This window comes from Pseudomonas sp. LBUM1660, assembly GCF_059695935.1.
Window position 1 is genome coordinate 1,721,820 of the sequence record NZ_CP166795.1, and the last position, 21,833, is coordinate 1,743,652.

Below are 21,833 nucleotides of genomic sequence, written 5' to 3' on the forward strand. Positions count from 1 at the left end.
TTGGGGGAAGGCAAACAGAGGCAGTTGGGAGTAGCCTGCCAATGACAACAAGGCCAACGGAGCCATTGATGAAGCGCACCATTCTAACGGTCATTGCCTTGGCCGCGCTCTCGATAACTGCAGTGCAGGCCCAGCAGTTGCAACCTCTTCCGATCAGCCCGGCGCCGATGCCCGGTTCGCCCGGCACCGCGACCCCGACGCCCTATCCGCAAATTACCCCCTCCACCGCGCCCAGGACCGGGCCGGGCAGCGGCGGCCCGCCACTGGTGCCGATCGAGATGCCCAGCCCTCCGACCAAGGATCAACCGGTGCCGGGGATTGAGCCGAACAACACGAAAACCAAATCCCCAGGCGGTTAAACCTGCTGCAAGAGCAGTTGCCCGTCGGCCATGCGCAAGCGTTTGGACAGGGCAACGGCGAGGGCGCGGATGATTTTGGCGGCGATTTTCGGCGCGTCGTTGATCATCTTTTCCAGAGAGTCCTTGCCCAGGTTCAGCAGCTGGCAGTTGCTGGCGGCCACGCAACTGGCCGAGCGGCGTTCGCCATCAAGCACAGCCATTTCGCCGAACGAGCGACCGCTGCGCAGGGTAGCCATGGTCACCAACTGCCCGTCGCCGCTGGTCTTCTGCACCGACACTTGGCCGGTGTGGATGATGCACATGAAGCTGCCGGCATCACCCTCATGGAAAATCTCTTCGCCTTCGGGGATGGTGCTGATGCTGAAGTAGCCGGAAGCGGCGGCGAAGTCTGCCGGCAGCAGTTGATCGAACAGGCCGCAGTCCATCAGCCAGTCGCGGATTTCGTTGTTCAGTAAGGTCGGTTCTGACATGTTGGCACGGTCTTTTTTTTTGTGTCTGGATCTGTTCCGGATCTTGAACCACCGCACAACCCCTTGTGGGAGCGGGCTTGCTCGCGAAGAGGCCAGCACATCCAGTATCGATGTAACTGATCCGCCGCTTTCGCGAGCAAGCTCGCTCCCACAGGGGATGTGTGAGGCGTGTAGCCCGGTGTCTGGTGTTAAGACCAGCGCACCGGGCCAAGTTCCTCAGGCAATCCCCAAAACCTTGAAAACAAATGCGTATTCGAGTGCTACGTCACGCAATCCCTGATAACGACCGCTCATCCCGCCATGCCCGGCGCCCAGTTCAGTCTTGAGCAGCAGGGGATTTGTGTCGGTTTTGGTCGCACGCAATTTCGCTACCCACTTCGCGGCTTCCCAGTACTGCACGCGGCTGTCGTTGTAGCCGGCGATCACCAGGGTCGCCGGATAGGCTTGCGCGGTGACGTTTTCGTACGGGGCGTAAGCCTTGATCCGATCATAGACGTCCGGCTCTTCAGGATTACCCCACTCGTCGTATTCGGTAACGGTCAGAGGCAGGTCCGGGTCGAGCATGGTGTTGAGCACGTCGACGAACGGCACTTCGGCAATGGCCGCGCCAAACAGCTCTGGTCGCTGATTGAGCACCGCGCCGATCAGCAAACCGCCGGCACTGCCGCCGCTGATCGCCAATTGCGCTGAGGTGGTGAAGCCGTTGTCGATCAGGTGTTCGGCACAGGCGATAAAGTCGCTGAAAGTGTTGTGCTTGTGTTCCTGCTTGCCGGCGCGATACCAGGCCTCGCCCAGCTCTCCGCCGCCGCGCACGTGGGCGATGGCAAACGCCACGCCACGATCCAGCAAACTCAGGCGGGCGTGTGAGAACCACGGGTCGAGGCTTTCGCCATACGCGCCGTAGCCGTAGAGATACAGGGGCGTCGGCTGACCGAGAGCTTCGCGTTTGACCACCAGGCTGATCGGCACTTGCGTGCCATCGGGTGCCGTCGCCCACAGGCGCTGGCTGACGTAGGCGTCGGCGTCGAACGCGCCGAGCACCGGGGTTTCCTTGAGCACTTTCTGCTCGCCGCTGTCCAGCTCCAGCTGGCGGATTTGCGCCGGACGGTTCAAGGCTTCGTAACGCAGGCGGATCCGCTCGCTGACAAATTCCAGGCTGTTCTGCACATGCAGGCTGTACGCCGCATCCGGCAGTTGCACGCGGTAGCTCGGCAGGTCCTGCGGGTGGACTTCAATGACCGGCAGACCGCCGACCCGCAGGCTCAAAGTCATCGCGCCGACGTTCAGGCTCATGCCCTCGATCATCGTGCTGTCGCTGTGGGGGATCAGGTTCTGCCAGTCGGCCTCGGTGGGCGCAACACCGGCATCCACGGCGGTGTACAGGGCAAAGTTGATGCCGTCGCGGTTGGTGCGGATGAACCAGGCCCATTCACCGTTCAGCGTGCCGTGGTCGACGTCGTATTCATGGTCTTCAACCCGTGGGGCCAGGCAGGTAAAGGCCTGCTGCGGCTGCGAGGCGTCGAGGGCCCAGACTTCGCTGGTGGTCTTGCTGCCCAGGGACAGCAGCAATTGCTGCTCGGAGCTGGAGCGATAGCAATGCAGGAAGAATCGGCCGTCCGGCTCGTTGAACACTTCTTCGGCCGCCGTGCCGTCCAGTCGATAGCGCAGCAGTTTGTGCGGACGGTGGGTGTCGTCCAGTTCGCCGAAAAACAGCGTCAGGCTGTCATTGGCCCAGGTCATGCTGCCGTCGCAGTCCTGAAACTCCAGTTCGCTGACACGGCCGTTGGACAATTCCTTCACGAACAGCGTGTAAATCTCATCGCCTGTGGAGTCGATGCTGTAGGCCAGGCGCTGGTGGTCCGGGCTGATGCTGAATGCACCCAGGGAAAAGAAGCCGCCGTTGGCCAGTTCGTTTGGGTCCAGCAGCAGCTGTTCCTGGCTTTCGTCGAGTTGCAGGCTGTCATCCGCCGGACGCGGGCAGCGATAGTGGCGGGCGTATTCGTCACCGGCGGTGGTGCGCGTGTAATACAGGTACGGGCCCCAGGGGGAGGGCAGCGACAGGTCGGTTTCGAGAATCCGGCCCTTGATCTCTTCGAACAGGGTTTCTCGCAGCGCGGCCTGATCGACGGTTTGTGCCTCTTGATAGCTGTTTTCAGCCTTGAGGTAGTCGAGCACCGCGTCGGTGTCGCGCTCCTGCAGCCAGGCATACGGGTCTGAACCTTCAGCCTTGTGGGCAATCGGGGCGCTGGTGACGTTGGCGGATAAGGGCATGAATGGCTCTCGGACGTTGTACGAAAAATAGGTTTTTGCAGGCGCAATGCAACTCTTGATGCCTGTGCAGACCCTGTGGGAGTGAGCCTGTGTGGCGAGGGAGCTTGCTCCCGCTGGGTTGCGAAGCGACCCCAAAAGCTCTGCGACTGCTTCGCAGCCGAACGGGAGCAAGCTCCCTCGCCACAGTTCGCTCCCACATGGATTACGCCTGACGGGCGAAAAGTCGTTACTATAAGCGCCTCTTTGCCTGCGTTGCCATGGACACCATGACCGAGAACGACTATCTGATCGCCTGGGGCCTCTACGCCTTTGCCGCTTTAGGCTGCCTGTTGGTGTGGATGCGCATCACCCGCTGGATGTGGCGTTGGTTGCGCGAACCGCTGCGGCTGCTGGTTGCGGTGCTGCTGTTCAGCCCGACCATCATCGACCCGGTGAAGGAAAAAGTGGCCCCGGCCATCGCCATCACTGCGCTCGATCTGCTGTTCAAGGTGGGCAACAACGCCTGGCGGGCGGTTTCCGACCTGTTCATGTACGGCATGATCGCCTTCGGCATTTACCTCGTGTTCGTGGCGATCCGGTTCCCTATTGAACGGGCTTCCAACGCTCGCAAGGAACAGGCTGCCGCCGCCAAGGCCGCGGCCCGGGCCGACGATCCTGACGACGATCTTCCGTTCGGCGGTGCTGGCGATGATCGTTACGGTCGTCCGCCAGTGCCGAGCAACCCTCAGCGATTGCGGGTCGAACCGCGTTTGTAACCTTGCCCCTGCCTTCCATCGAGAGTCCGAGCATGTGTGAGTTATTGGGCATGAGCGCCAATGTGCCGACCGATATCGTGTTCAGCTTTACCGGGCTGATGCAGCGCGGCGGCCGCACCGGGCCGCACCGTGACGGTTGGGGCATTGCCTTCTATGAGGGGCGCGGCCTGCGGCTGTTTCAGGACCCGGCGGCCAGCAGCGAGTCGGAAGTGGCGAACCTGGTGCAGCGCTATCCGATCAAAAGCGAAGTGGTGATCGGGCACATCCGCCAGGCCAATGTCGGCAAGGTCTGTCTGTCCAACACGCACCCTTTCGTGCGTGAACTGTGGGGCCGCAACTGGTGTTTCGCCCACAACGGCCAGTTGGCGGATTTTCAGCCGATCAAAAGCTTTTACCGTCCCGTCGGTGACACCGACAGCGAAGCGGCATTCTGCGATTTGCTCAACCGTGTGCGCGCAGCCTTTCCCGAACCGGTAGAAATCGAAGAACTGCTGCCGGAATTGGTGGCCGCTTGCGCCGAATACCGCAGCAAAGGCGTGTTCAATTGCCTGCTGAGCGACGGCGACTGGCTGTTCTGTTATTGCTCGACCAAGTTGGCCCAGATCACGCGGCGCGCGCCATTCGGCCCGGCGCGGTTGAAGGATGTCGATGTGATCGTCGATTTCCAGGCCGAAACCACGCCCAACGATGTGGTCACGGTGATCGCCACTGAACCTTTGACCGAAAACGAAACCTGGACCCGCTACGAACCGGGCCAATGGAGCCTCTGGCGACGCGGCGAATGCGTCAGCCAGGGCAAGACCGAATAAGGATCTCACCCGATGTTGCTCAGTTATCTACGGCTGGTGTTGTTTGCGGCGGGCCTGTTGATCGGTGTCCAGGTGCCGGGGTTCATCAGCGATTACGCGAAACGGGTCGAAGCGCATCTGATTGAAGCGCAGACCAGCCTGAGCGGTTTCCAGGGCACCGCCAATCAGTTCTTCAAGGGCGATATGCAGGCGCTGGTGGCCCATTACCGCGCCAGTGAAGACCCGATTTTCCGCAGCGACGCCGAGAGCCTGAGCACCTTGCTCACCCGTCAGCTGGCGCTCGATAAACAGTTCCAGGCCATGCAAGGCCCGTGGTACATCCGCGTCCTGCAGGTGGCGCTGGCGGCTGATCCGGATATTCGCAAGGAAACCTGGAACGGCTACAGCTACCAGATCCTGCTGACGCCGGAAGCGATGATCTGGGGCATGAGTGGCGCGTTGCTGCTGTCCTTCGGCATTGAATGCCTGTTCCGTTTGATCGACTGGGTGGTGCTGGGCGGCAAACGCCTGCGCCAGAGCCGGCCGATCGAAGACCGGGATGTGCGCGGCCTTTAATGAGCGCCACCGACCTGTAGCAGCTGGCGAAGCCTGCGTTCGGCTGCGAAGCAGTCGTCAATCCGGCGGTCTCGGTTTACCTGAAACACCGCGGTGCCTGGTTTCGCGACTGCTTCGCAGCCGAACGCAGGCTTCGCCAGCTGCTACAAGGTTAGCGCGCGAGGAGGATGTAGTTCTCACCAACCTTCTTCGCATACCCCTCCAGCACCTGCTGACACAACGCCACAATCTCCTCGACCCACTCCACACCCAGCCGCCACGACACCACGACCTGCAAACTAGGCAGCTGTTGATCGATGGCCAGCAGGGTCAACTCCCCCCGCGCCAGTTCCTCGGCCACCAGGACCGGCGGCAACGCACCAATGCCGAATCCGTCGCGCAGCAACCGGGTAATCGCCGACACCGAGTTCACGCAGTTCAGCCGCGGCGTCATCACCCCGTTCGCCTGCATCAGACTCAGAATGTCCTGATGCGGATGTGAGTTTTTCGAGTAAGTAATGATCCGCTCGCGCGCCAGATCGGCAATGCCCGTGTACTCGCGGTTGTAGATCGAATTGCTGGCCACAATCCAACCCATCGGATGGCTCGCCAGTTCAAGACTGCGCACGCTTTCCTGACGCACCAGATCGGTTTGCAGGATCAGATCGAGAAAGCCTTTTTGCAGCTGATCGCAGAGGTTGAGCGCTGTATCGGCCACCAGCTCGATTTCCACCAGCGGATAGTGATCCATCATCTGTGCCACCAGCGGGCTCAGCCACGTGTGAATCACCGTGTCCATCACGCCGATCCGCACGCGCCCGACTTTGCTTGAGCGCGTCTCGATCGACTGCTTGAGGGCTTGCATGGTGTCCATCATCTGCTCGGCATATTCGAGCACTTTCAGGCCTTCGGGCGTCAGGCTCACGCCCCGCGAGTCGCGCAAAAACAACTTCACCCCGAGCTCGCCTTCGAGCACCGCGATGCGGCTGGAAATCGACGCCTGAGTGGTGAAGAGCTTGTCTGCCGTCAGGCGAAAACTCTTGAGTCGGGCGACCCAGACAAAGGTCTCGAGAAACTTCAGGTTCATGGGGTCGGCTCGTGGCGGATAAAGTTTTCTTATGTCTAGGGCGGGGTTTTATTAGTTGGACGCAGCAGGGCCGGGCGCCCAAAAATCAGGCCATCCGGTTCCCACGATAGGCGTCGTCGGGGCTCAGAACAATACCAATAAAATTTGCACGGAGATTTGCCATGAGTGCGCCCGACACGCTCGACATCCCCAAAGCCACGCCTCGCCCGGGACCTTTCGACTGGTACCGCAACATCAATCAGCAGGAACGCCGCACCTTCTGGAGCTGCAAGATCGGCTATGGCCTGGACGGCATGGACACCCAGATGCTCAGCTTCGTGGTGCCGACCCTGATTGCCATGTGGGGCATCACCACTGGCGAGGCCGGGTTGATTCATACCAGCACGCTCATTGCGTCGGCCATCGGCGGATGGGTGGCGGGGATTCTGTCGGACCGCATCGGTCGCGTGCGCACCTTGCAACTGACGGTATTGTGGTTCGCCTTCTTCACCTTCCTCTGCGGCTTCGCGCAAAACTACGAGCAACTGTTGATCAGCCGTACCTTGATGGGCTTCGGTTTTGGCGGTGAGTGGACCGCCGGCGCGGTGCTGATGGGCGAGGTGATTCGCGCCAAGGACCGCGGCAAGGCGGTGGGCATGGTGCAATCGGGCTGGGCATTGGGTTGGGGGCTGACAGCGATTCTCTATGCACTGCTGTTCTCGGTATTGCCGCCGGAAGATGCCTGGCGTGCGCTGTTCATCCTCGGCATCGTGCCGGCGATTTTCGTGATTTTCGTCCGTCGACTGGTCAAGGACCCGGAGATCTATCGCGAAGCCAAGGCCAAGCAGGAGCCGGGCAATGCAGCGAAGTTCTACGAGATCTTCGCCCCCGGCATCCTCTTCACCACGATTCGCGCTTCGGTGCTGACCACGGGCGCACTGGGCGGTTACTACGCAATCACGTCCTGGCTGCCGACGTTTCTGAAAAACGAGCGCGGTTTGAGCGTACTCGGCACGGGCGGTTATCTGGCGATGGTGATCGTCGGTTCCTACGTCGGCTACGTCATCAGCGCGTATCTGACTGACATCCTCGGCCGCAAAAAGAACTTCATCCTGTTCGCCGTGGGCTCGTTCACCATCGTGCTGCTTTACACCCAATTGCCAGTCAGTAACGGCGTGATGCTGTGGCTGGGCTTTCCGCTGGGCTTCTTCGCTTCGGGGATTTTCAGTGGCATGGGCGCGTTTTTGACCGAGCTGTTTCCGACGCGGATTCGCGGTTCGGGGCAGGGCTTTTGCTACAACATCGGCCGGGCGTTGGCGGCGTTGTTTCCGTTGCTGATCGGTTTGATGAGCCAGAAGGTGCCATTAAGCGTCGGCATCGGGGCGTTTGCGGCGGTGTCCTACGGTGTGGTGATCCTTGCGGCGTTGAGCCTTCCGGAAACCCGTGGCAAGCAACTTGAAGCCCAATAACAAAACGACAGCAACTGATAATCTGTGGGCAACTGCCCCGCAGAAAAAAAGAAATTGCCTACAGGAGTGTTCACCGTGAGCCGCCTGCTATTGAACTGCGACATCGGCGAGAGTTTCGGCAACTGGACCATGGGTCTGGACGCAGAGGTCATGCCCTTCATCGATTGCGCCAACATCGCCTGCGGCTTCCATGCCGGCGACCCGAGCATCATGCGCAAGACCGTCAGCCTGGCCCTGAGCAACGGCGTGCAGATCGGTGCCCATCCGGCCTATCAGGATCTGGTGGGTTTCGGCCGCCGTTCCATGGCCTACGCCGCCCAGGAACTTCAGGACATTTTGCATTACCAGATCGGTGCCCTAGACGGCATCTGCCGGGCCCAGGGTGGGCGCGTCAGTTACGTCAAACCCCACGGCGCGATGTACAACGACATGATGGCCAACCCGGCGCAATTGCGCGCGGTGCTTCAGGCTGTGGCGGCGTATGACCGGACCTTGCCGTTGATGCTGATGGCCACGCGCGACAACAGCGCCGCCCAGCAATTGGGCGATGAATACGGAGTGACCCTGTGGTTCGAAGCCTTCGCCGACCGCGCTTACGACAGCGCCGGCATGTTGGTTTCGCGGCAACTGCCTGGGGCCGTGCACCACGATCCCGAGAGCATTATCGAGCAAGCGCTGACCATCGCCCGTGGCGACAACCTCACCGCCAGCGACGGCAGCGCCTTGCACTTGCGGGCCAATACCCTGTGCGTCCACGGTGACAACGCCAGTTCGGTGGCGGCCGTGCGCCGGATTCGCGAAGCCCTTGATCAGCAGAGCGCACCATGAAACCGCGGGTTGAGGTGGTGGCGCTGGATTGCCTGATGGTGCGTCTGTTCGATGAGATTGCCGAAGCCAACATGCCGTGGATGCTGGCGGCCAGCGAAAACCTGCGCGTTGCGTTCGCCGGGCATCTGATCGATCTGGTGCCGTCTTACACGACGTTGATGGTCCATTACGACCTGACCGCGTTGAGTCCGGCTCAGGCCCGGGAATTGATCGCCGAAGCGCTGATCGACCTGTCGCCCAACGCGAGCACCGGCGGCAAATGCCATGTGCTGCCAGTCTGGTATGACTTGAGCGTCGGTCCGGAGTTGAGCGTGTTGTCTCAGCGCAGCGGGCTGTCGGTGGACGAGGTGATCCGCCGCCACAGCGAGCGCGAGTATCAGGTGTTCGCCCTGGGTTTCGCGCCGGGGTTTGCCTTCATGGGGCTGGTGGAGGAAGTGCTCGCCGCGCCGCGCCTGAATACGCCGCGCAAAAAGGTTGCTGCCGGCAGTGTCGGCATCGCCGAGCGGCAAACCGCCGCCTACCCGGTGGTGTCCCCCGGCGGCTGGAACCTGATCGGCCGCACGCCGGCCAAATTGTTCGACCGCGAGCGCGACGGCTACAGCCTGATGCAACCGGGTGACACCGTGCGCTTTGAAGCGGTCAGCCATGCGCAGTTCATCAACCTGGGTGGTGACGACACGCCATTGGAGGCCCAGGCATGAGCCGTCTATTGATTGAGGCGAGTACGCCGCTGTGCCTGTTGCAGGACGCGGGTCGTTTCGGCGTGCGGCATCTGGGCGTGACTCAGGGCGGCGGGCTGGATTGGCGCTCGATGTCGTGGGCCAACTGGCTGCTGGGCAATGGAGTGGATGCGCCGGTGATTGAAATCACCCTCGGCGGATTCAGCGTGGTGGCCGAGGACGATTGCGTGTTGGCGCTGGCCGGGGCGGATCTGGGCGCGCAAGTGGAAGGTGAAGCGCTGGCACCTTGGCGCAGTTTCCGGCTGAACAAAGGCCAGCGATTACAGTTCACTCAACCGCTGCTCGGCGCTCGGGCTTATCTGGCGGCGCCCGGCGGGTTCGACGCGCCAAAGGTGCTGGGCAGCAGCGCGACGGTGGTCCGTGAAGAACTCGGCGGCCTGGATGGCATGGGCCGGCCGTTGGCAAAAGACGCTTCGTTAAGCTATCGCGGGAGCGCGTTGATATTGCTGCGGGAGTTACCGGCAGAACACCGACCGGACTTCAAAGTCGATTCGCCACTGGATGTGGTCCTCGGCGCGCAGATTGGTGAGTTCAGCGGGCAAAGTCTGTTCGACGCCTTCAATAGCGTCTGGACCCTCGACAGCCGTGCTGATCGCATGGGCATTCGCTTGCTGGGAACGGCGTTGCAGTACCAGGGCAAACCGATGATTTCCGAGGGCATCCCGCTAGGCGCGGTCCAGGTGCCGCCGGACGGGCAGCCCATTGTGTTGCTCAATGATCGGCAGACCATCGGCGGTTATCCGCGATTGGGGGCGTTGACGCCGCTGGCACTGGCGCGACTGGCGCAGTGCCTACCGGGGGCGAAAGTGCGGTTGCGGCCGGTGGTGCAGGAGGTGGCGCATAGGGAGCAGATCGAGTATTTGCGGCGATTTTCAGACCGCTAAAAGCTTCGCGGGCAAGCCTCGCTCCTACAGGGTTGGTGCACGACGCACGAACACCGAAACCTGTAGGAGCGAGGCTTGCCCGCGAAGACGTTCTCACAGACAACAAAAATCTCTATTTGGAAAGAAACCGCATCCCTTCCTCCAACCCCCGTAACGTCAACGGGTACATCTGGTCATCAATCAAGTCCCGCACGATATTGGTCGACGACGTATAGCCCCACGTATCTTTCGGATACGGGTTGATCCAGATGACCTTCTTGTACTTCTCCATGAACCGCTGCATCCACACATAACCGGCTTCTTCGTTCCAGTGCTCGACACTGCCGCCGGCCTGGGTGATTTCGTAAGGCGCCATCGCAGCATCGCCAATGAAGATCACTTTGTAGTCGGCGCCGTACTTGTGCAGCAAGTCCTGGGTTGAAGTGCGCTCGGAAGTGCGGCGCATGTTGTTCTTCCACACCGATTCATAAATGAAGTTGTGGAAGTAGAAATACTCCAGGTGCTTGAACTCGGTCTTGCAGGCCGAGAACAACTCCTCGCAAATCTTCACATGCGCGTCCATCGAGCCGCCGATGTCGAATAGCAGCAACAGCTTGACGGTGTTGCGCCGCTCCGGCCTCATCTGGATATTCAGCAGGCCGGCATCGCGTGCGGTGTGGTCTATGGTGCCGTCGATGTCCAGTTCTTCCGCCGCACCCTGACGAGCGAATTTGCGCAAGCGGCGCAGGGCGACCTTGATGTTGCGCGTGCCCAGTTCCACCGAATCGTCGAGGTTCTTGTACTCGCGCTGATCCCACACCTTGACCGCTTTGCCCTGGCGCTTGCCGGCATCGCCGACGCGGATGCCTTCCGGGTTGAAACCGCCGGAGCCGAACGGGCTGGTGCCGCCGGTGCCGATCCACTTGTTGCCGCCGGCGTGGCGTTCTTTCTGTTCTTCGAGGCGTTTCTTGAACTCCTCGATCAACTTGTCCAGGCCGCCGAGGGACTGGATCGCGGCCCGTTCTTCTTCGGTCAGGGAGCGCTCGAATTCCTTGCGCAGCCAATCTTCAGGAATCAAGGCCTGAAGGTGATCGTCGAGTTTTTCCAGACCGTTGAAATAGGCACCGAACGCCCGGTCGAACTTGTCGAAATGCCGTTCGTCCTTCACCAGAATCGCCCGGGACAGGTAATAGAACTCGTCCATGTCGGCGAAGGTCACGCGCTGCTTCAGCGCATTGATCAGGTCCAGCAGCTCACGCACCGAGACCGGCACCTTGGCTGCGCGCATTTCATTGAACAGGTTGAGCAGCATGGCGATCAGCCTCTTAGCGGGTGCCGCGACGGCTCATGAACGCCAGGCGCTCAAGCAATTGAACATCCTGCTCGTTCTTCACCAGGGCGCCTGCCAGCGGCGGAATCGCTTTGGTCGGATCGCGTTCGCGTAATACCGCTTCGCCGATGTTGTCGGCCATCAGCAGCTTCAGCCAATCCACCAGTTCCGACGTCGATGGCTTCTTCTTCAGGCCCGGGACCTTGCGCACGTCGAAGAACACGTCCAGCGCTTCGCTGACCAGGTCTTTCTTGATGTTCGGATAGTGCACGTCGACGATCTTTTGCAGCGTCACGCGATCCGGGAACGCGATGTAGTGGAAGAAGCAACGGCGCAGGAAGGCGTCCGGCAGCTCTTTCTCGTTGTTGGAGGTAATGATGATGATCGGGCGTTTCTTGGCCTTGATGGTTTCGTCGATCTCGTAAACGTAGAACTCCATCTTGTCGAGTTCTTGCAGCAGGTCGTTCGGGAACTCGATGTCGGCCTTGTCGATTTCGTCGATCAGCAGAATCACTCGCTCTTCGGACTCGAACGCTTCCCAGAGCTTGCCCTTTTTCAGGTAGTTGCGAACGTCATGGACTTTTTCCGTGCCCAGTTGCGAGTCACGCAGGCGGCTGACCGCGTCGTACTCGTACAGGCCCTGATGCGCCTTGGTGGTGGACTTGATGTGCCAGGTAATCAATTTGGCGCCAAAGGACTCGGCCAATTGCTCGGCGAGCATGGTTTTGCCGGTGCCCGGCTCGCCCTTGACCAGCAGTGGACGCTCCAGGGTAATGGCGGCGTTGACCGCCAGCTTCAGGTCATCGGTGGCGACGTAGGCCTGGGTGCCTTCGAACTTCATCTGCTAATCCTCGAACGGTAACGCCGACCTGAAAGAGGCAGGGCGGAGCGCAATAATTGTAGTCCTCGACTATAACGCGCAGGCCGGTCGACTGTGAACGCAGACGGCTTATTCAGTCCCTGAATGGGGCGTCACATCTTGACTCAGTCTCGGCGGCTGGCCAGTATTGAGCTATCGCCATTTTGGCGATAGCTTGCCCGGCATGTCTACTAAATACCGATTTCGCGATACGTACCGCATTCAGTTGCGCGAGAAAGATCATCCGCCGCCCATGTCCACCTGACCGGTGGCGGGCTCGATGTGATGCTCAGCCTGGAAACCGTCGAAGTGAGGGTGGGCAAGGCGCCGCCGCTGATTATCAAGGAAGCACTGGAGTGGGTCAGGGCCCATCAGATGCAATTGCTGGAGGACTGGAAACGATGTTACCCATGAAACGACCACGGCTGTCGGCTGTGCAAGCGTTGCCGGACTACCGCCTGGCACTGACCTTTATCGACGGCCAGCAACTGACCCTCGATTTGAGTCGCGATCTGCACACCTATCCAGGCTTGCAGCTGTTGCTGGAGGCTGGCGCGTTCGAACGTGCAATGTCGGGTGATGATGGCTGGAGCGTCGAGTGGCCCGAGCAGGATATCCAGATCGGCGCCGACACCCTGTATCTGGATGCGCTCGCGCAAAATGCGTCGGACGAAAACACCCGGATCTTTATCGATTGGCGCGCCCGTACCGGGTTGCCGCTCAATCAGGCGGCCGAGGCGCTGGGCGTCAGCGCCCGCAGCATCACCCGATACAGCAGTGGCCGTGAAGCCGTGCCTCGATCATTGGCACTGGCCTGTCTGGGCTGGGATTTCCTGCAACAGCAATCGAATTCGGCACGGGCGGCGGAAGAAACCGGTCGCTACACCGTTACGCGCAAACCTTAACCGGCCTCCGGTTTCGGCCGCTCATACCGCGCATTAAACGCCTGGACAAAACCATTACGTAAAATCTGCAAAAACGCCTGGAACGCGCTTATATCTTGTCGATGCACATTGCCGCTCAGTTCAACGCGAGTCGCAAACTGGTTCTTGCCCTGGTTTTTCAACACGGTTTCGGAACCGCCGACGATGGCTTCCCAGATGGAGCGGAAAATCCCTTTGTCCTTGTTTTCCACGTCTTGCTGCCAGTTGAACACGTCGACGTCTTTGAGCAGCGGTTTGATGTAGCCCGTCAGTTTGGCCTTCTTGGCCTGCGCTTCGATCACCACGTCGCCGTGACCGGCGTTGAAGTCGAATTTGCCATAGGCCGAGGCAAAGTCGTTCAGGCGTTTGAGTTCAATGTCCCTGGCCCGCAGGCGGAACTCGAAGTCTTCAAAGTTGCTTAAAGGGTCGAAGGTGGCCGTGGTTTCCAGTGGTGCGTGCCCCAGCAACAGCGCCTTGCCTTCAAAACGGGCGTCGCGTTTGCCTTCGGTATCGACCACGTTGGTCAGGTTGTAAATGCTGGCGTTGACCTGGGTGGCGTTCATGTTGACGGGGGGCTTGGAATTGAAGTTTCGAAAGCTGATCTTGCCGTCGTAAATGCGTATTTCGTTAAAGGTGAACGGCGCCAGTTTGCTCAACTGTGCGCGCCAGTCGGTGCCTTGACCGGTCTGGGAGTTTTGTTTGTTGGCGCCGCCGTCGACGAAGTTCACCTCTGGGTTGAAGAACTGCACTTCGGCCACCACAGCGCGGTCGGACCAAAGTGAGTGCCAACTGACAGAAAGGTCGATCAGCGGCGCGTTGACGAAAGGCACCGGGACCTTGCCGTCGATCTTGACGATTTTCAGTCCATTGATTTTATAAGCGCCGCGCCACAGGGCCAGGTCCACGTCGGTCACCTGGCCTCGGTAATCGCCCATGTCCGCGAGCTTGTCGTTCAGGTAGTCGCGCACCAGGTAGGGCAGGGCGATATGCAGGGCAATCAGCAGCACAACGAGGCCGGCGAGGGTCCACAGGGGCCAACTGTATCGACGTTTCATGACGGCAAATCTCTGGCGGTGTAAAGCGATTGACTGCGGTGATGACCGGACGTTCGACCTGACTGGACGACCACCGGCAACAGGCATACCTTTGGGAGCTTATTCAACGCTGTACAAGGACCCAGCCATGAGCCGTATTTACGCTGACAACGCCCATTCCATCGGCAATACGCCGCTGGTGCAGATCAACCGCATTGCCCCGCGCGGTGTGACCATCCTGGCCAAGATCGAAGGGCGCAATCCGGGTTATTCGGTCAAGTGCCGGATCGGCGCGAGCATGATCTGGGACGCCGAAAGCTCCGGCAAACTCAAGCCTGGCATGACCATTATCGAACCGACGTCGGGCAACACCGGTATTGGCCTGGCCTTTGTCGCGGCTGCCCGTGGCTACAAGTTGATGCTGACCATGCCGGCGTCGATGAGTATCGAGCGACGCAAGGTGCTCAAGGCACTGGGCGCCGAACTGGTGCTGACCGAACCGGCCAAAGGCATGAAGGGCGCGATCGAGAAGGCTGCCGAGATCCTGGCCAGCGATACGGCCAAATACTTCATGCCAGCGCAGTTCGACAACCCCGCCAACCCGGCCATTCATGAGAAAACCACCGGCCCGGAAATCTGGAACGATACTGACGGCGCGGTCGATGTGCTGGTTGCGGGTGTCGGAACCGGCGGAACCATTACCGGCATTTCGCGGTATATCAAGAATACCCAGAGCAAACCGATTATCTCGGTAGCCGTGGAGCCGGTGGTGTCGCCGGTGATTACCCAGGCGATGGCCGGTGAAGAGATCAAGCCAAGCCCGCACAAAATCCAAGGGATCGGTGCCGGTTTTGTCCCGAAGAATCTGGACTTGTCGATGGTCGATCGGGTTGAGTTGGTCACCGATGACGAGTCCAAGGCCATGGCGCTGCGCCTGATGCAAGAAGAAGGGATTTTGTGCGGTATTTCCTGCGGCGCCGCGATGGCGGTGGCGGTGCGTCTGGCCGAAACACCGGAAATGCAGGGCAAGACCATCGTGGTGATCCTGCCGGATTCCGGCGAGCGCTACCTGTCGAGCATGCTGTTCAGTGATCTGTTTACGGATCAGGAGAATCAGCAGTAGGCGTTGCTTGATCTGTTGATCTGTTGATCTTCTGGTAAGAGGGCTGATTCACGTCAGCCCCCGTTCAGGAACCTTATGTTAATAAGTGCTTTGTTGCACAAACCTTAATACTGAATGTCTAGTTTTGCGGGTTCTTCCCGTGGCCGGGAATGTTTATCATGGCCGGCTGCCACGTCGGGTAAATGGCGTGGTGCGAAGAGTCTAATCTCAAGGAGCCGTAGATGACCTTTTCCTTTGCCGCGAAAGCGTCAGTGTTGCTGCTATTCCTGGGCAGCACCCTCTATGTGCATTTGCGCGGCAAGGCGCGATTGCCGGTTCTGCGTCAATTCGTCAATCACTCGGCCTTGTTTGCGCCTTACAACGCCTTGATGTACCTATTCTCCGGCGTGCCGTCCAAACCCTTTCTTGACCGCTGCAAGTTCCCTGAACTCGATTTACTGAAGGACAACTGGGAAGTCATCCGCGACGAAGCCATGCACCTGTTTGACGAGGGTTACATCTGCGCCGCCGAAAAGAACAACGATGCCGGATTCGGTTCGTTCTTCAAGAAAGGCTGGAAACGTTTCTACCTCAAGTGGTACGACAAACCCTTGCCATCCGCTGAAACCTTGTGCCCGAAAACTGTGGCGCTGTTGAGCAGTATTCCCAGCGTAAAGGGCGCGATGTTTGCGTTGCTGCCGGGTGGCAGCCACCTAAACCCGCACCGGGATCCGTTCGGCGGTTCCCTGCGTTATCACCTGGGGTTGTCGACACCGAACTCCGATGATTGCCGCATTTTCGTCGACGGTCAGGTCTACGCCTGGCGCGATGGCGAGGACGTGATGTTCGATGAGACTTACGTGCATTGGGTCAAGAACGAAACCGAGAAAACCCGCGTCATTCTGTTCTGCGACATCGAACGACCGCTAAGTAACCGCATCATGACCCGCATCAATCGCTGGATCAGCGGCTTGCTCGGTCGCGCCACCGCACCTCAGAACCTTGATGATGAACGCGTCGGTGGAATTAACCAGGCGTATGCCTGGAGCAAGAATTTCAGTGACAAGGTCAGCGGCGTGGTCAAACGCTGGAAGCGTCGTAATCCCAAGGCATACCGTGTACTGCGGCCGGTGTTGGCGGTGCTGGTGTTGACGTTGTTGGGGTATTGGTTGTTTGGGTGATTCCAGTCATGGAAAAAAACCGCTCCTTGTGAGCGGTTTTTTTATGAGGGAATTCAAACGACGCGCCCGCGAGAACACCGTCAGGCTCTTCAGCTACAGGATTTGCCTACAGCGACCTGCTTTCGAGCTTTCGACCTGTACAGCTGATGCCGAAGTTGAGTCCGTCCCCTTGGCCTGTGATCGCTTGCATTCCATGTCCCCGCTATTGTCTGTATTCCCTTCAAGGCAGATCGAGCGATCACGCTGTCGTTACTGGCCCTTTGTTCAAGTCATTGCAATCTATGCCGCGCGCTGGTTATAGTCGGCGCTCGTCTGCTTTCCCGAGCACGGCCATCAAAAAAGATCAGCCCATGCCAGCTTCCCTCATCAATGCGGTAGTCGATTCAGCGGTCAACGCTGGCGTCGTGCCGTGCGGGGATCAGCAGCCTGCGCAGATCAGTCATTACCCCCCACCTGTCAGTAGCTCGCCGGTGTGCGCCGTCGTATCACCGCCAGGCGTTGGCATTTCGGGCTGATCAGCTGTTCCTGCTGTTCCCCTTTGCCCGTCTGAAAAAACTACTGAACTTCAGCTTCGGCTGAGTTGGCTTTTTGCCTGATGACAGGTGGTATTCATGTTTGTCCTTTCGAAAAAAACCGCGCTCGCGGCGGCGTCCACGAGCCTGTTCGTTCTGCTGTGGAGCAGCGGTGCGATCTTCTCCAAATGGGGCCTGGCCCACGCTTCGCCCTTTGCCTTTTTGCTGATTCGCTTTGCCATCGCCTTGTGCGGATTGATGCTGCTGGTGCCGTTGCTCAAGCTGAAGTTGCCCAAGGGCGGCAAGCCGATGCTGTATGCGATGGCCACGGGTGTGGTGCTGCTGGGGGCTTATCAGATTTTTTATCTGCTGGCCCTGGACCTGAAAGTCACCCCAGGGGTGATGGCCACGATCATGGGGGTGCAGCCGATTCTCACGGTGGTGATCATGGAGCGGCAGCGCTCTGCCAGCCGCATGTTTGGTCTGGCACTGGGCCTCGCCGGATTGATCATGGTGGTTTATCAGGGCATCGGTCTGGCCGGCATGTCATTGGCCGGGATGCTCTTCGGTTTGCTGGCGTTGGCGAGCATGACCTTCGGTTCGATCATGCAGAAGCGCATCACCGACAATCCCCTCGGCACGCTGCCGGTGCAGTACCTCGCGGGATTGCTGCTCTGCGGGATCTTCGTGCCGTTCCAGCCGTTTCATTTCGAACACAGCAGCGGTTTCATCGTGCCGGTGTTGTGGATGGGGTTAGTGGTGTCGGTGCTGGCGACGTTGCTGCTGTATCGCTTGATCGCCCAGGGCAACCTGGTGAATGTCACCAGTCTGTTTTACCTGGTGCCGGCGGTAACGGCGGTGATGGACTACCTGATTTTTGGTAATCGGCTGGCGGCATTGAGCATGCTCGGCATGCTGCTGATTATTGTCGGATTGGTGTTCGTATTCCGTAAGTCTCGCTGATTGTGGCGAGGGGGTTTTGTGGGGGAGGGAATTAGTGGTCCTACAACGGATGAGGGCGATGATGCAGTAACGCTCAACTTTCCAAGACGTTTCCTACGACGTACCCTGTTGCCGCGTTTCGGTACCGACCGCTATAGTTCGGGCTCGCGGAAAACACCGCGAACGACCTTGGCCGGTCGGTCATCCAAAAACGCATCAGCGTCATTGTTCAGGGCTTTTCTTGCCTGGACATCGTGTTATGGCAGCTGTGCGCGGGACACCTTCGGGTGTGCCGGATTGATGGGTGCCGGTCGGCCAACCCGTACACAGCTGCCACCTTTTTCGCTTGGCCGCGAGCGGTGGTAGCTCTATTTGGAGTTGTACCCATGTTCGACCAAGTCATGCCCCGTTACCTCCCCATCGACACCTACGACGCCGACAACCCGGTGCTGTATATCAACACCCACAGAGAGCTCAGCGAGATGGCCGCCTGCGCCATGCACCGGTTCACCGTGGTCCGCGATCTGACCGACACCCTGTCCAGCCTCAACCTCACAGGTATTTCCGACTGCGACCTGACCCGCATCACCCGGGCGGTGCATCTGCTGACGCGCGAAGGCTGCGCCATGCTGGATGTGATCCAGGCGCGGGCGTTGCAGCGGGAGGAGGGGTTCAAGGCTGCGGTTTAGCGGCGTCGCGGCTGACGCCTTCGCGAGCAAGCTCGCTCCCGCAGGGTATCCGCCAGGCTCAAGGTCCATGGGGCTTTGAGCTTACTGCTCCCCAAGTTTCGGCGTCTTCACCGCCACCGACTTCAACACCAACCACAACGCCGCCGCAATCAACACCCCGCCGTAGATATGCGCCATCGACAACGGCTCATCCAGTAACAGCGCTCCCCACAACACCCCGAACGGCGGGATCAGGAAGGTCGTGGTCATCGACCTCACTGGCCCGATCGAGCTGAGCAAGCGGAAGTAAATAATGTACGCCAGCGCGGTACACATCAGCCCCAATCCAAGCAACGACAACCAGACATTCCAGCCGCCCCAGCTTGCCGGCGGCTGGCTGATCACGCTGTAGCCGAACAACGGCAACAGGAACAGCGTCGCCCCGAGCATGCTGCCCAGCGCCGAAAGACGACTGTCGAGACCGCCCGCGTGGTCAAGCCAGCGGCGGGCCAGGAACCCGGCAAAGCCATAACAGGTGGTGGCGAGCAGGCAGGCGGCGGCGCCCATCAGCAACTCCATGTCGAACGCCACCGGACCGGCACGGGTCAGGACGCCCACGCCAAACAGCCCGAGGAACACCCCGCCAAGCTTGGCGGCGGTGAGTTTTTCATGGAAGAACAGGCCGCCGATCAACACCCCCATCAGCGGCGTGGTGGCGTTGAAAATCGCCGAGTAACCGGCCGGCAGCACCTGGGCCGCCACGGAATAGAGGGTCGCCGGAATCCCGGAGTTGATCACCCCGAGCAGCATCACCGTCTTGAGCTTGCCTTTGAAGTCCCAGCTGATGCGCATCAGGCCGAGGATCACCAGCAAGCCGACGGCGGCAATCGACACGCGGAAAAAGGCCGTGGGGATTGTGCCAATCACGGGGGCGATGATGCGCATGAACAGAAAGCTCGCGCCCCAGATCGCTGCCAGCGACAGTAAACGAAAAATATCGACAGGGCTCACGGGGCACTCCTTCCTTGATGGGGACGAGAGTGTTGCCGAGCGCCTTATCCAAGGCAACCGAAAAACGAGCATTTAATTCTGGAAGACCCCGGTGGCGAGGCGGCGGAAAAAATTACGCTTCTCCTGCACCCTATTCACTGGCTAAGCTCAGGGCTCACGAATTCCCGCAGAGGTCTCACCATGCCGCAGCAATGGCCAGCCGCCGACATCGCCCGAATGATCCTCGATGGCTTTGACGATTACCGCGAGCATTTCCGCCAGATCACCGACGGCGCCCGGGCCCGCTTCGAGCAGGCCAAGTGGCAGGAGGCGCAGGTCGCCTCGGCTGCGCGGATCAATCTGTACGAAGAAAAAGTCAGCGAAACGGTAGAACGGCTGCGCATCGCGTTTGACAGCGACACGCTGGACGTCAGCTGCTGGCCGCTGGTCAAAAGCGCTTACATCACCCTGATCGACCTGCGTTTCGACGATGAGCTGTCTGAGACCTGGTACAACTCGATTTTCTGCGGGCTGTTCAGCCATGACCTGATCAGCGATGGCTGCATGTTCATCCACACCACCCGGCCCAGCCTACGCCGGGCCCGCGCCGCGCAAACCCGAACCTATAAGCCCCAGGGGCAGTTGTCCGGCATGCTCACGAGCATTTTTGCCGATTACAGCTTCAGCGAGGATTACGCCGACCTGGCCGGCGACCTGCGTCGCCTCGAAGCCCAACTGCGCGAGAACCTGCCGGATTGGGTGTGCAAGGACCCGGAACTGAGCGTCGAGTTGTTTTCCTCGGTGCTCTACCGCAACAAGGGCGCGTACCTGGTGGGGCGCATCTACACCCGGGACGAACAATGGCCGCTGGTGATTCCGCTGCTGCACCGTGAAGGTCGCGGGATCCAGATCGATGCGTTGATTACCGACGAAGCGGACGTGTCGATCATCTTCTCGTTCACCCGCTCGTATTTCATGGTGGATGTGCCGGTGCCGGCGGAGTTCATCGGTTTCCTCAAGCGCATCCTGCCGGGCAAGCACATCGCCGAGTTGTACACCTCGATCGGCTTCTACAAGCACGGCAAGTCCGAGTTCTATCGGGCGCTGATCAATCACCTGGCCAACACCGACGACCAATTCATCATGGCCCCCGGCGTGCGCGGCATGGTGATGAGCGTGTTTACCCTGCCGGGTTTCAACACCGTGTTCAAAATCATCAAGGACCGTTTCTCGCCGTCGAAAAACGTCGACCGTGCCACGGTGATCGAAAAATACCGTTTGGTGAAAAGCGTCGACCGCGTCGGGCGCATGGCCGATACCCAGGAATTCGCCGACTTTCGCTTCCCGTTGAGCAAGTTCGACCCTGCGTGCCTGGAAGAGCTGCTGGAGGTGGCCGCGTCCACAGTGTCGGTGGAAGACGACACCGTGCTGATCCGCCACTGTTGGACCGAGCGGCGGATGACGCCGCTGAACCTGTACCTGGAAAACGCCAACGAGGCGCAGGTCCATGAGGCGCTGGAGGATTATGGGCTGGCGATCAAGCAACTGGCGGCGGCGAACATCTTTCCCGGCGACATGCTGTTGAAGAACTTCGGCGTCACCCGGCACGGTCGCGTGGTGTTTTATGACTACGACGAGATCTGCTTTCTGACCGAAGCCAACTTCCGCCACATCCCGCAACCGCGTACACCGGAAGACGAGATGGCGTCCGAACCGTGGTATTCGATCGGGCCGCTGGATGTGTTTCCCGAGGAGTTTCCGCCGTTTTTGTTTGCCGATTCCGGGCAGCGCAAGTTGTTCGATCAGTTGCATGGCGAGCTATACAACGCCGATTACTGGAAAAGCCTGCAGGAAGCCATCCGCGCCGGCAAGGTCATCGACGTGTTCCCGTATCGGCGCAAGGGCCTCGATAACGAATAACTCCCCTGAGTGAACCCCCTGTGGCGAGGGAGCTTGCTCCCGCTGGGTCGCGAAGCGGCCCCAAAACCATCCACCGTCGTGTTTCAGATACACCGCGATGACCGGATTACGACTGCTACGCAGCCGAGCGGGAGCAAGCTCCCTCGCCACAAAAGCAGGTTGCATTCGTCGCCGTGCACGCAAATCTGCGACAATCGCCCCCCTGCGC

General features: G+C 59.8%; 21 protein-coding genes and 1 pseudogene. 15 read left to right on the plus strand and 7 right to left on the minus strand.

Annotated elements, in window-relative coordinates; all coding sequences use genetic code 11:
* The first annotated feature begins 68 nt into the window (after positions 1–68).
* Complete coding sequence (locus ACA068_RS08130) at positions 69–359, plus strand: hypothetical protein (RefSeq protein ID WP_497308997.1); 291 nt, start codon at positions 69–71, stop codon at positions 357–359.
* Here the strand turns inward: ACA068_RS08130 and ACA068_RS08135 are convergent.
* Both ACA068_RS08135 and ACA068_RS08140 read right to left on the minus strand, forming a co-directional pair.
* Positions 356–829 carry a cyclic nucleotide-binding domain-containing protein gene (locus tag ACA068_RS08135; protein ID WP_497308999.1) on the minus strand — a complete coding sequence of 158 codons (474 nt, stop codon included), beginning with the start codon at positions 827–829 and terminating at the stop codon, positions 356–358. The genes ACA068_RS08130 and ACA068_RS08135 overlap by 4 nt on opposite strands.
* Positions 830–1,045: 216 nt before the next feature.
* Positions 1,046–3,100, minus strand: coding sequence for a S9 family peptidase (locus ACA068_RS08140; RefSeq protein WP_497309001.1), 2,055 nt, complete (start codon positions 3,098–3,100; stop codon positions 1,046–1,048).
* Between the two features lie 257 nt (positions 3,101–3,357).
* Between ACA068_RS08140 and ACA068_RS08145 the strand changes: the two genes are divergently transcribed.
* The 3 genes from ACA068_RS08145 to ACA068_RS08155 are packed head-to-tail and all read left to right on the plus strand — an operon-like array spanning position 3,358 to position 5,219.
* The gene (locus tag ACA068_RS08145) at positions 3,358–3,855 is read left to right on the plus strand and encodes an MFS transporter (protein WP_497309003.1); all 498 of its coding nucleotides are present in this window, start codon (positions 3,358–3,360) and stop codon (positions 3,853–3,855) included.
* Positions 3,856–3,887: 32 nt separating this feature from the next.
* The gene (locus tag ACA068_RS08150; protein ID WP_497309005.1) at positions 3,888–4,664 is read left to right on the plus strand and encodes a class II glutamine amidotransferase; all 777 of its coding nucleotides are present in this window, start codon (positions 3,888–3,890) and stop codon (positions 4,662–4,664) included.
* Between the two features lie 12 nt (positions 4,665–4,676).
* A complete protein-coding gene (locus ACA068_RS08155) occupies positions 4,677–5,219 on the plus strand; it encodes a DUF2937 family protein (protein WP_219095179.1) in 543 nt (180 codons plus the stop codon).
* A 151-nt stretch (positions 5,220–5,370) separates the two neighbouring features.
* On the opposite strand, the gene ACA068_RS08160 is transcribed toward ACA068_RS08155, so the two are convergent.
* Positions 5,371–6,285 (minus strand): LysR family transcriptional regulator, encoded by a 915-nt coding sequence (locus tag ACA068_RS08160; protein ID WP_497309006.1) that lies wholly within the window; start codon positions 6,283–6,285, stop codon positions 5,371–5,373.
* A gap of 161 nt (positions 6,286–6,446) precedes the next feature.
* Between ACA068_RS08160 and ACA068_RS08165 the strand changes: the two genes are divergently transcribed.
* The 4 genes from ACA068_RS08165 to ACA068_RS08180 all read left to right on the plus strand — a co-directional run bounded on the left by ACA068_RS08165 (position 6,447) and on the right by ACA068_RS08180 (position 10,185).
* Entirely contained in the window at positions 6,447–7,733 is a 1,287-nt protein-coding gene (locus ACA068_RS08165; RefSeq protein ID WP_497309007.1) for an MFS transporter, read from the plus strand.
* Positions 7,734–7,808: 75 nt separating this feature from the next.
* Positions 7,809–8,561 (plus strand): 5-oxoprolinase subunit PxpA, encoded by a 753-nt coding sequence (locus ACA068_RS08170; protein ID WP_497309009.1) that lies wholly within the window; start codon positions 7,809–7,811, stop codon positions 8,559–8,561.
* Complete coding sequence (pxpB, locus tag ACA068_RS08175; RefSeq protein ID WP_497309011.1) at positions 8,558–9,262, plus strand: 5-oxoprolinase subunit PxpB; 705 nt, start codon at positions 8,558–8,560, stop codon at positions 9,260–9,262. The genes ACA068_RS08170 and pxpB overlap by 4 nt, the downstream gene beginning before the upstream one ends.
* Positions 9,259–10,185 (plus strand): 5-oxoprolinase subunit C family protein, encoded by a 927-nt coding sequence (locus ACA068_RS08180; protein WP_497309012.1) that lies wholly within the window; start codon positions 9,259–9,261, stop codon positions 10,183–10,185. Before pxpB ends, ACA068_RS08180 begins: the two co-directional genes overlap by 4 nt.
* Positions 10,186–10,297: 112 nt before the next feature.
* On the opposite strand, the gene ACA068_RS08185 is transcribed toward ACA068_RS08180, so the two are convergent.
* Positions 10,298–11,476: a vWA domain-containing protein gene (locus ACA068_RS08185; RefSeq protein ID WP_077749161.1), complete on the minus strand. Its 1,179-nt coding sequence runs from the start codon at positions 11,474–11,476 to the stop codon at positions 10,298–10,300.
* 13 nt (positions 11,477–11,489) lie between these two features.
* Positions 11,490–12,335, minus strand: coding sequence for an AAA family ATPase (locus ACA068_RS08190; RefSeq protein ID WP_010462104.1), 846 nt, complete (start codon positions 12,333–12,335; stop codon positions 11,490–11,492).
* Between the two features lie 202 nt (positions 12,336–12,537).
* Between ACA068_RS08190 and ACA068_RS08195 the strand changes: the two are divergent.
* Together ACA068_RS08195 and ACA068_RS08200 are read left to right on the plus strand one after the other, a co-directional pair.
* Positions 12,538–12,767 (plus strand): annotated as a pseudogene (locus ACA068_RS08195) (DUF4160 domain-containing protein).
* Positions 12,755–13,258 carry a DUF2442 domain-containing protein gene (locus ACA068_RS08200; protein WP_497309014.1) on the plus strand — a complete coding sequence of 168 codons (504 nt, stop codon included), beginning with the start codon at positions 12,755–12,757 and terminating at the stop codon, positions 13,256–13,258. The pseudogene ACA068_RS08195 and the gene ACA068_RS08200 overlap by 13 nt, the downstream one beginning before the upstream one ends.
* Here ACA068_RS08200 and ACA068_RS08205 read toward each other — a convergent pair.
* The gene (locus tag ACA068_RS08205; protein WP_497309016.1) at positions 13,255–14,331 is read right to left on the minus strand and encodes a DUF748 domain-containing protein; all 1,077 of its coding nucleotides are present in this window, start codon (positions 14,329–14,331) and stop codon (positions 13,255–13,257) included. The two genes, ACA068_RS08200 and ACA068_RS08205, sit on opposite strands and share 4 nt — an antisense overlap.
* Positions 14,332–14,458: 127 nt before the next feature.
* Here ACA068_RS08205 and cysK point away from each other — a divergent pair, with 127 nt between their 5' ends.
* From cysK to ACA068_RS08225, 4 genes are all read left to right on the plus strand, one after another.
* Positions 14,459–15,433, plus strand: coding sequence for a cysteine synthase A (cysK, locus tag ACA068_RS08210; protein WP_497309018.1), 975 nt, complete (start codon positions 14,459–14,461; stop codon positions 15,431–15,433).
* A gap of 221 nt (positions 15,434–15,654) precedes the next feature.
* The gene (locus ACA068_RS08215; protein WP_497309020.1) at positions 15,655–16,593 is read left to right on the plus strand and encodes an aspartyl/asparaginyl beta-hydroxylase domain-containing protein; all 939 of its coding nucleotides are present in this window, start codon (positions 15,655–15,657) and stop codon (positions 16,591–16,593) included.
* Between the two features lie 611 nt (positions 16,594–17,204).
* Complete coding sequence (locus ACA068_RS08220) at positions 17,205–18,068, plus strand: DMT family transporter (RefSeq protein WP_497309021.1); 864 nt, start codon at positions 17,205–17,207, stop codon at positions 18,066–18,068.
* Positions 18,069–18,433: 365 nt separating this feature from the next.
* Complete coding sequence (locus tag ACA068_RS08225) at positions 18,434–18,736, plus strand: hypothetical protein (RefSeq protein WP_497309023.1); 303 nt, start codon at positions 18,434–18,436, stop codon at positions 18,734–18,736.
* 81 nt (positions 18,737–18,817) lie between these two features.
* Here the strand turns inward: ACA068_RS08225 and ACA068_RS08230 are convergent, their stop codons facing one another.
* Entirely contained in the window at positions 18,818–19,726 is a 909-nt protein-coding gene (locus ACA068_RS08230) for a DMT family transporter (protein WP_497309024.1), read from the minus strand.
* Between the two features lie 180 nt (positions 19,727–19,906).
* Between ACA068_RS08230 and aceK the strand changes: the two genes are divergently transcribed.
* Entirely contained in the window at positions 19,907–21,625 is a 1,719-nt protein-coding gene (aceK, locus tag ACA068_RS08235) for a bifunctional isocitrate dehydrogenase kinase/phosphatase (protein ID WP_497309026.1), read from the plus strand.
* Positions 21,626–21,833: the final 208 nt, after the last annotated feature.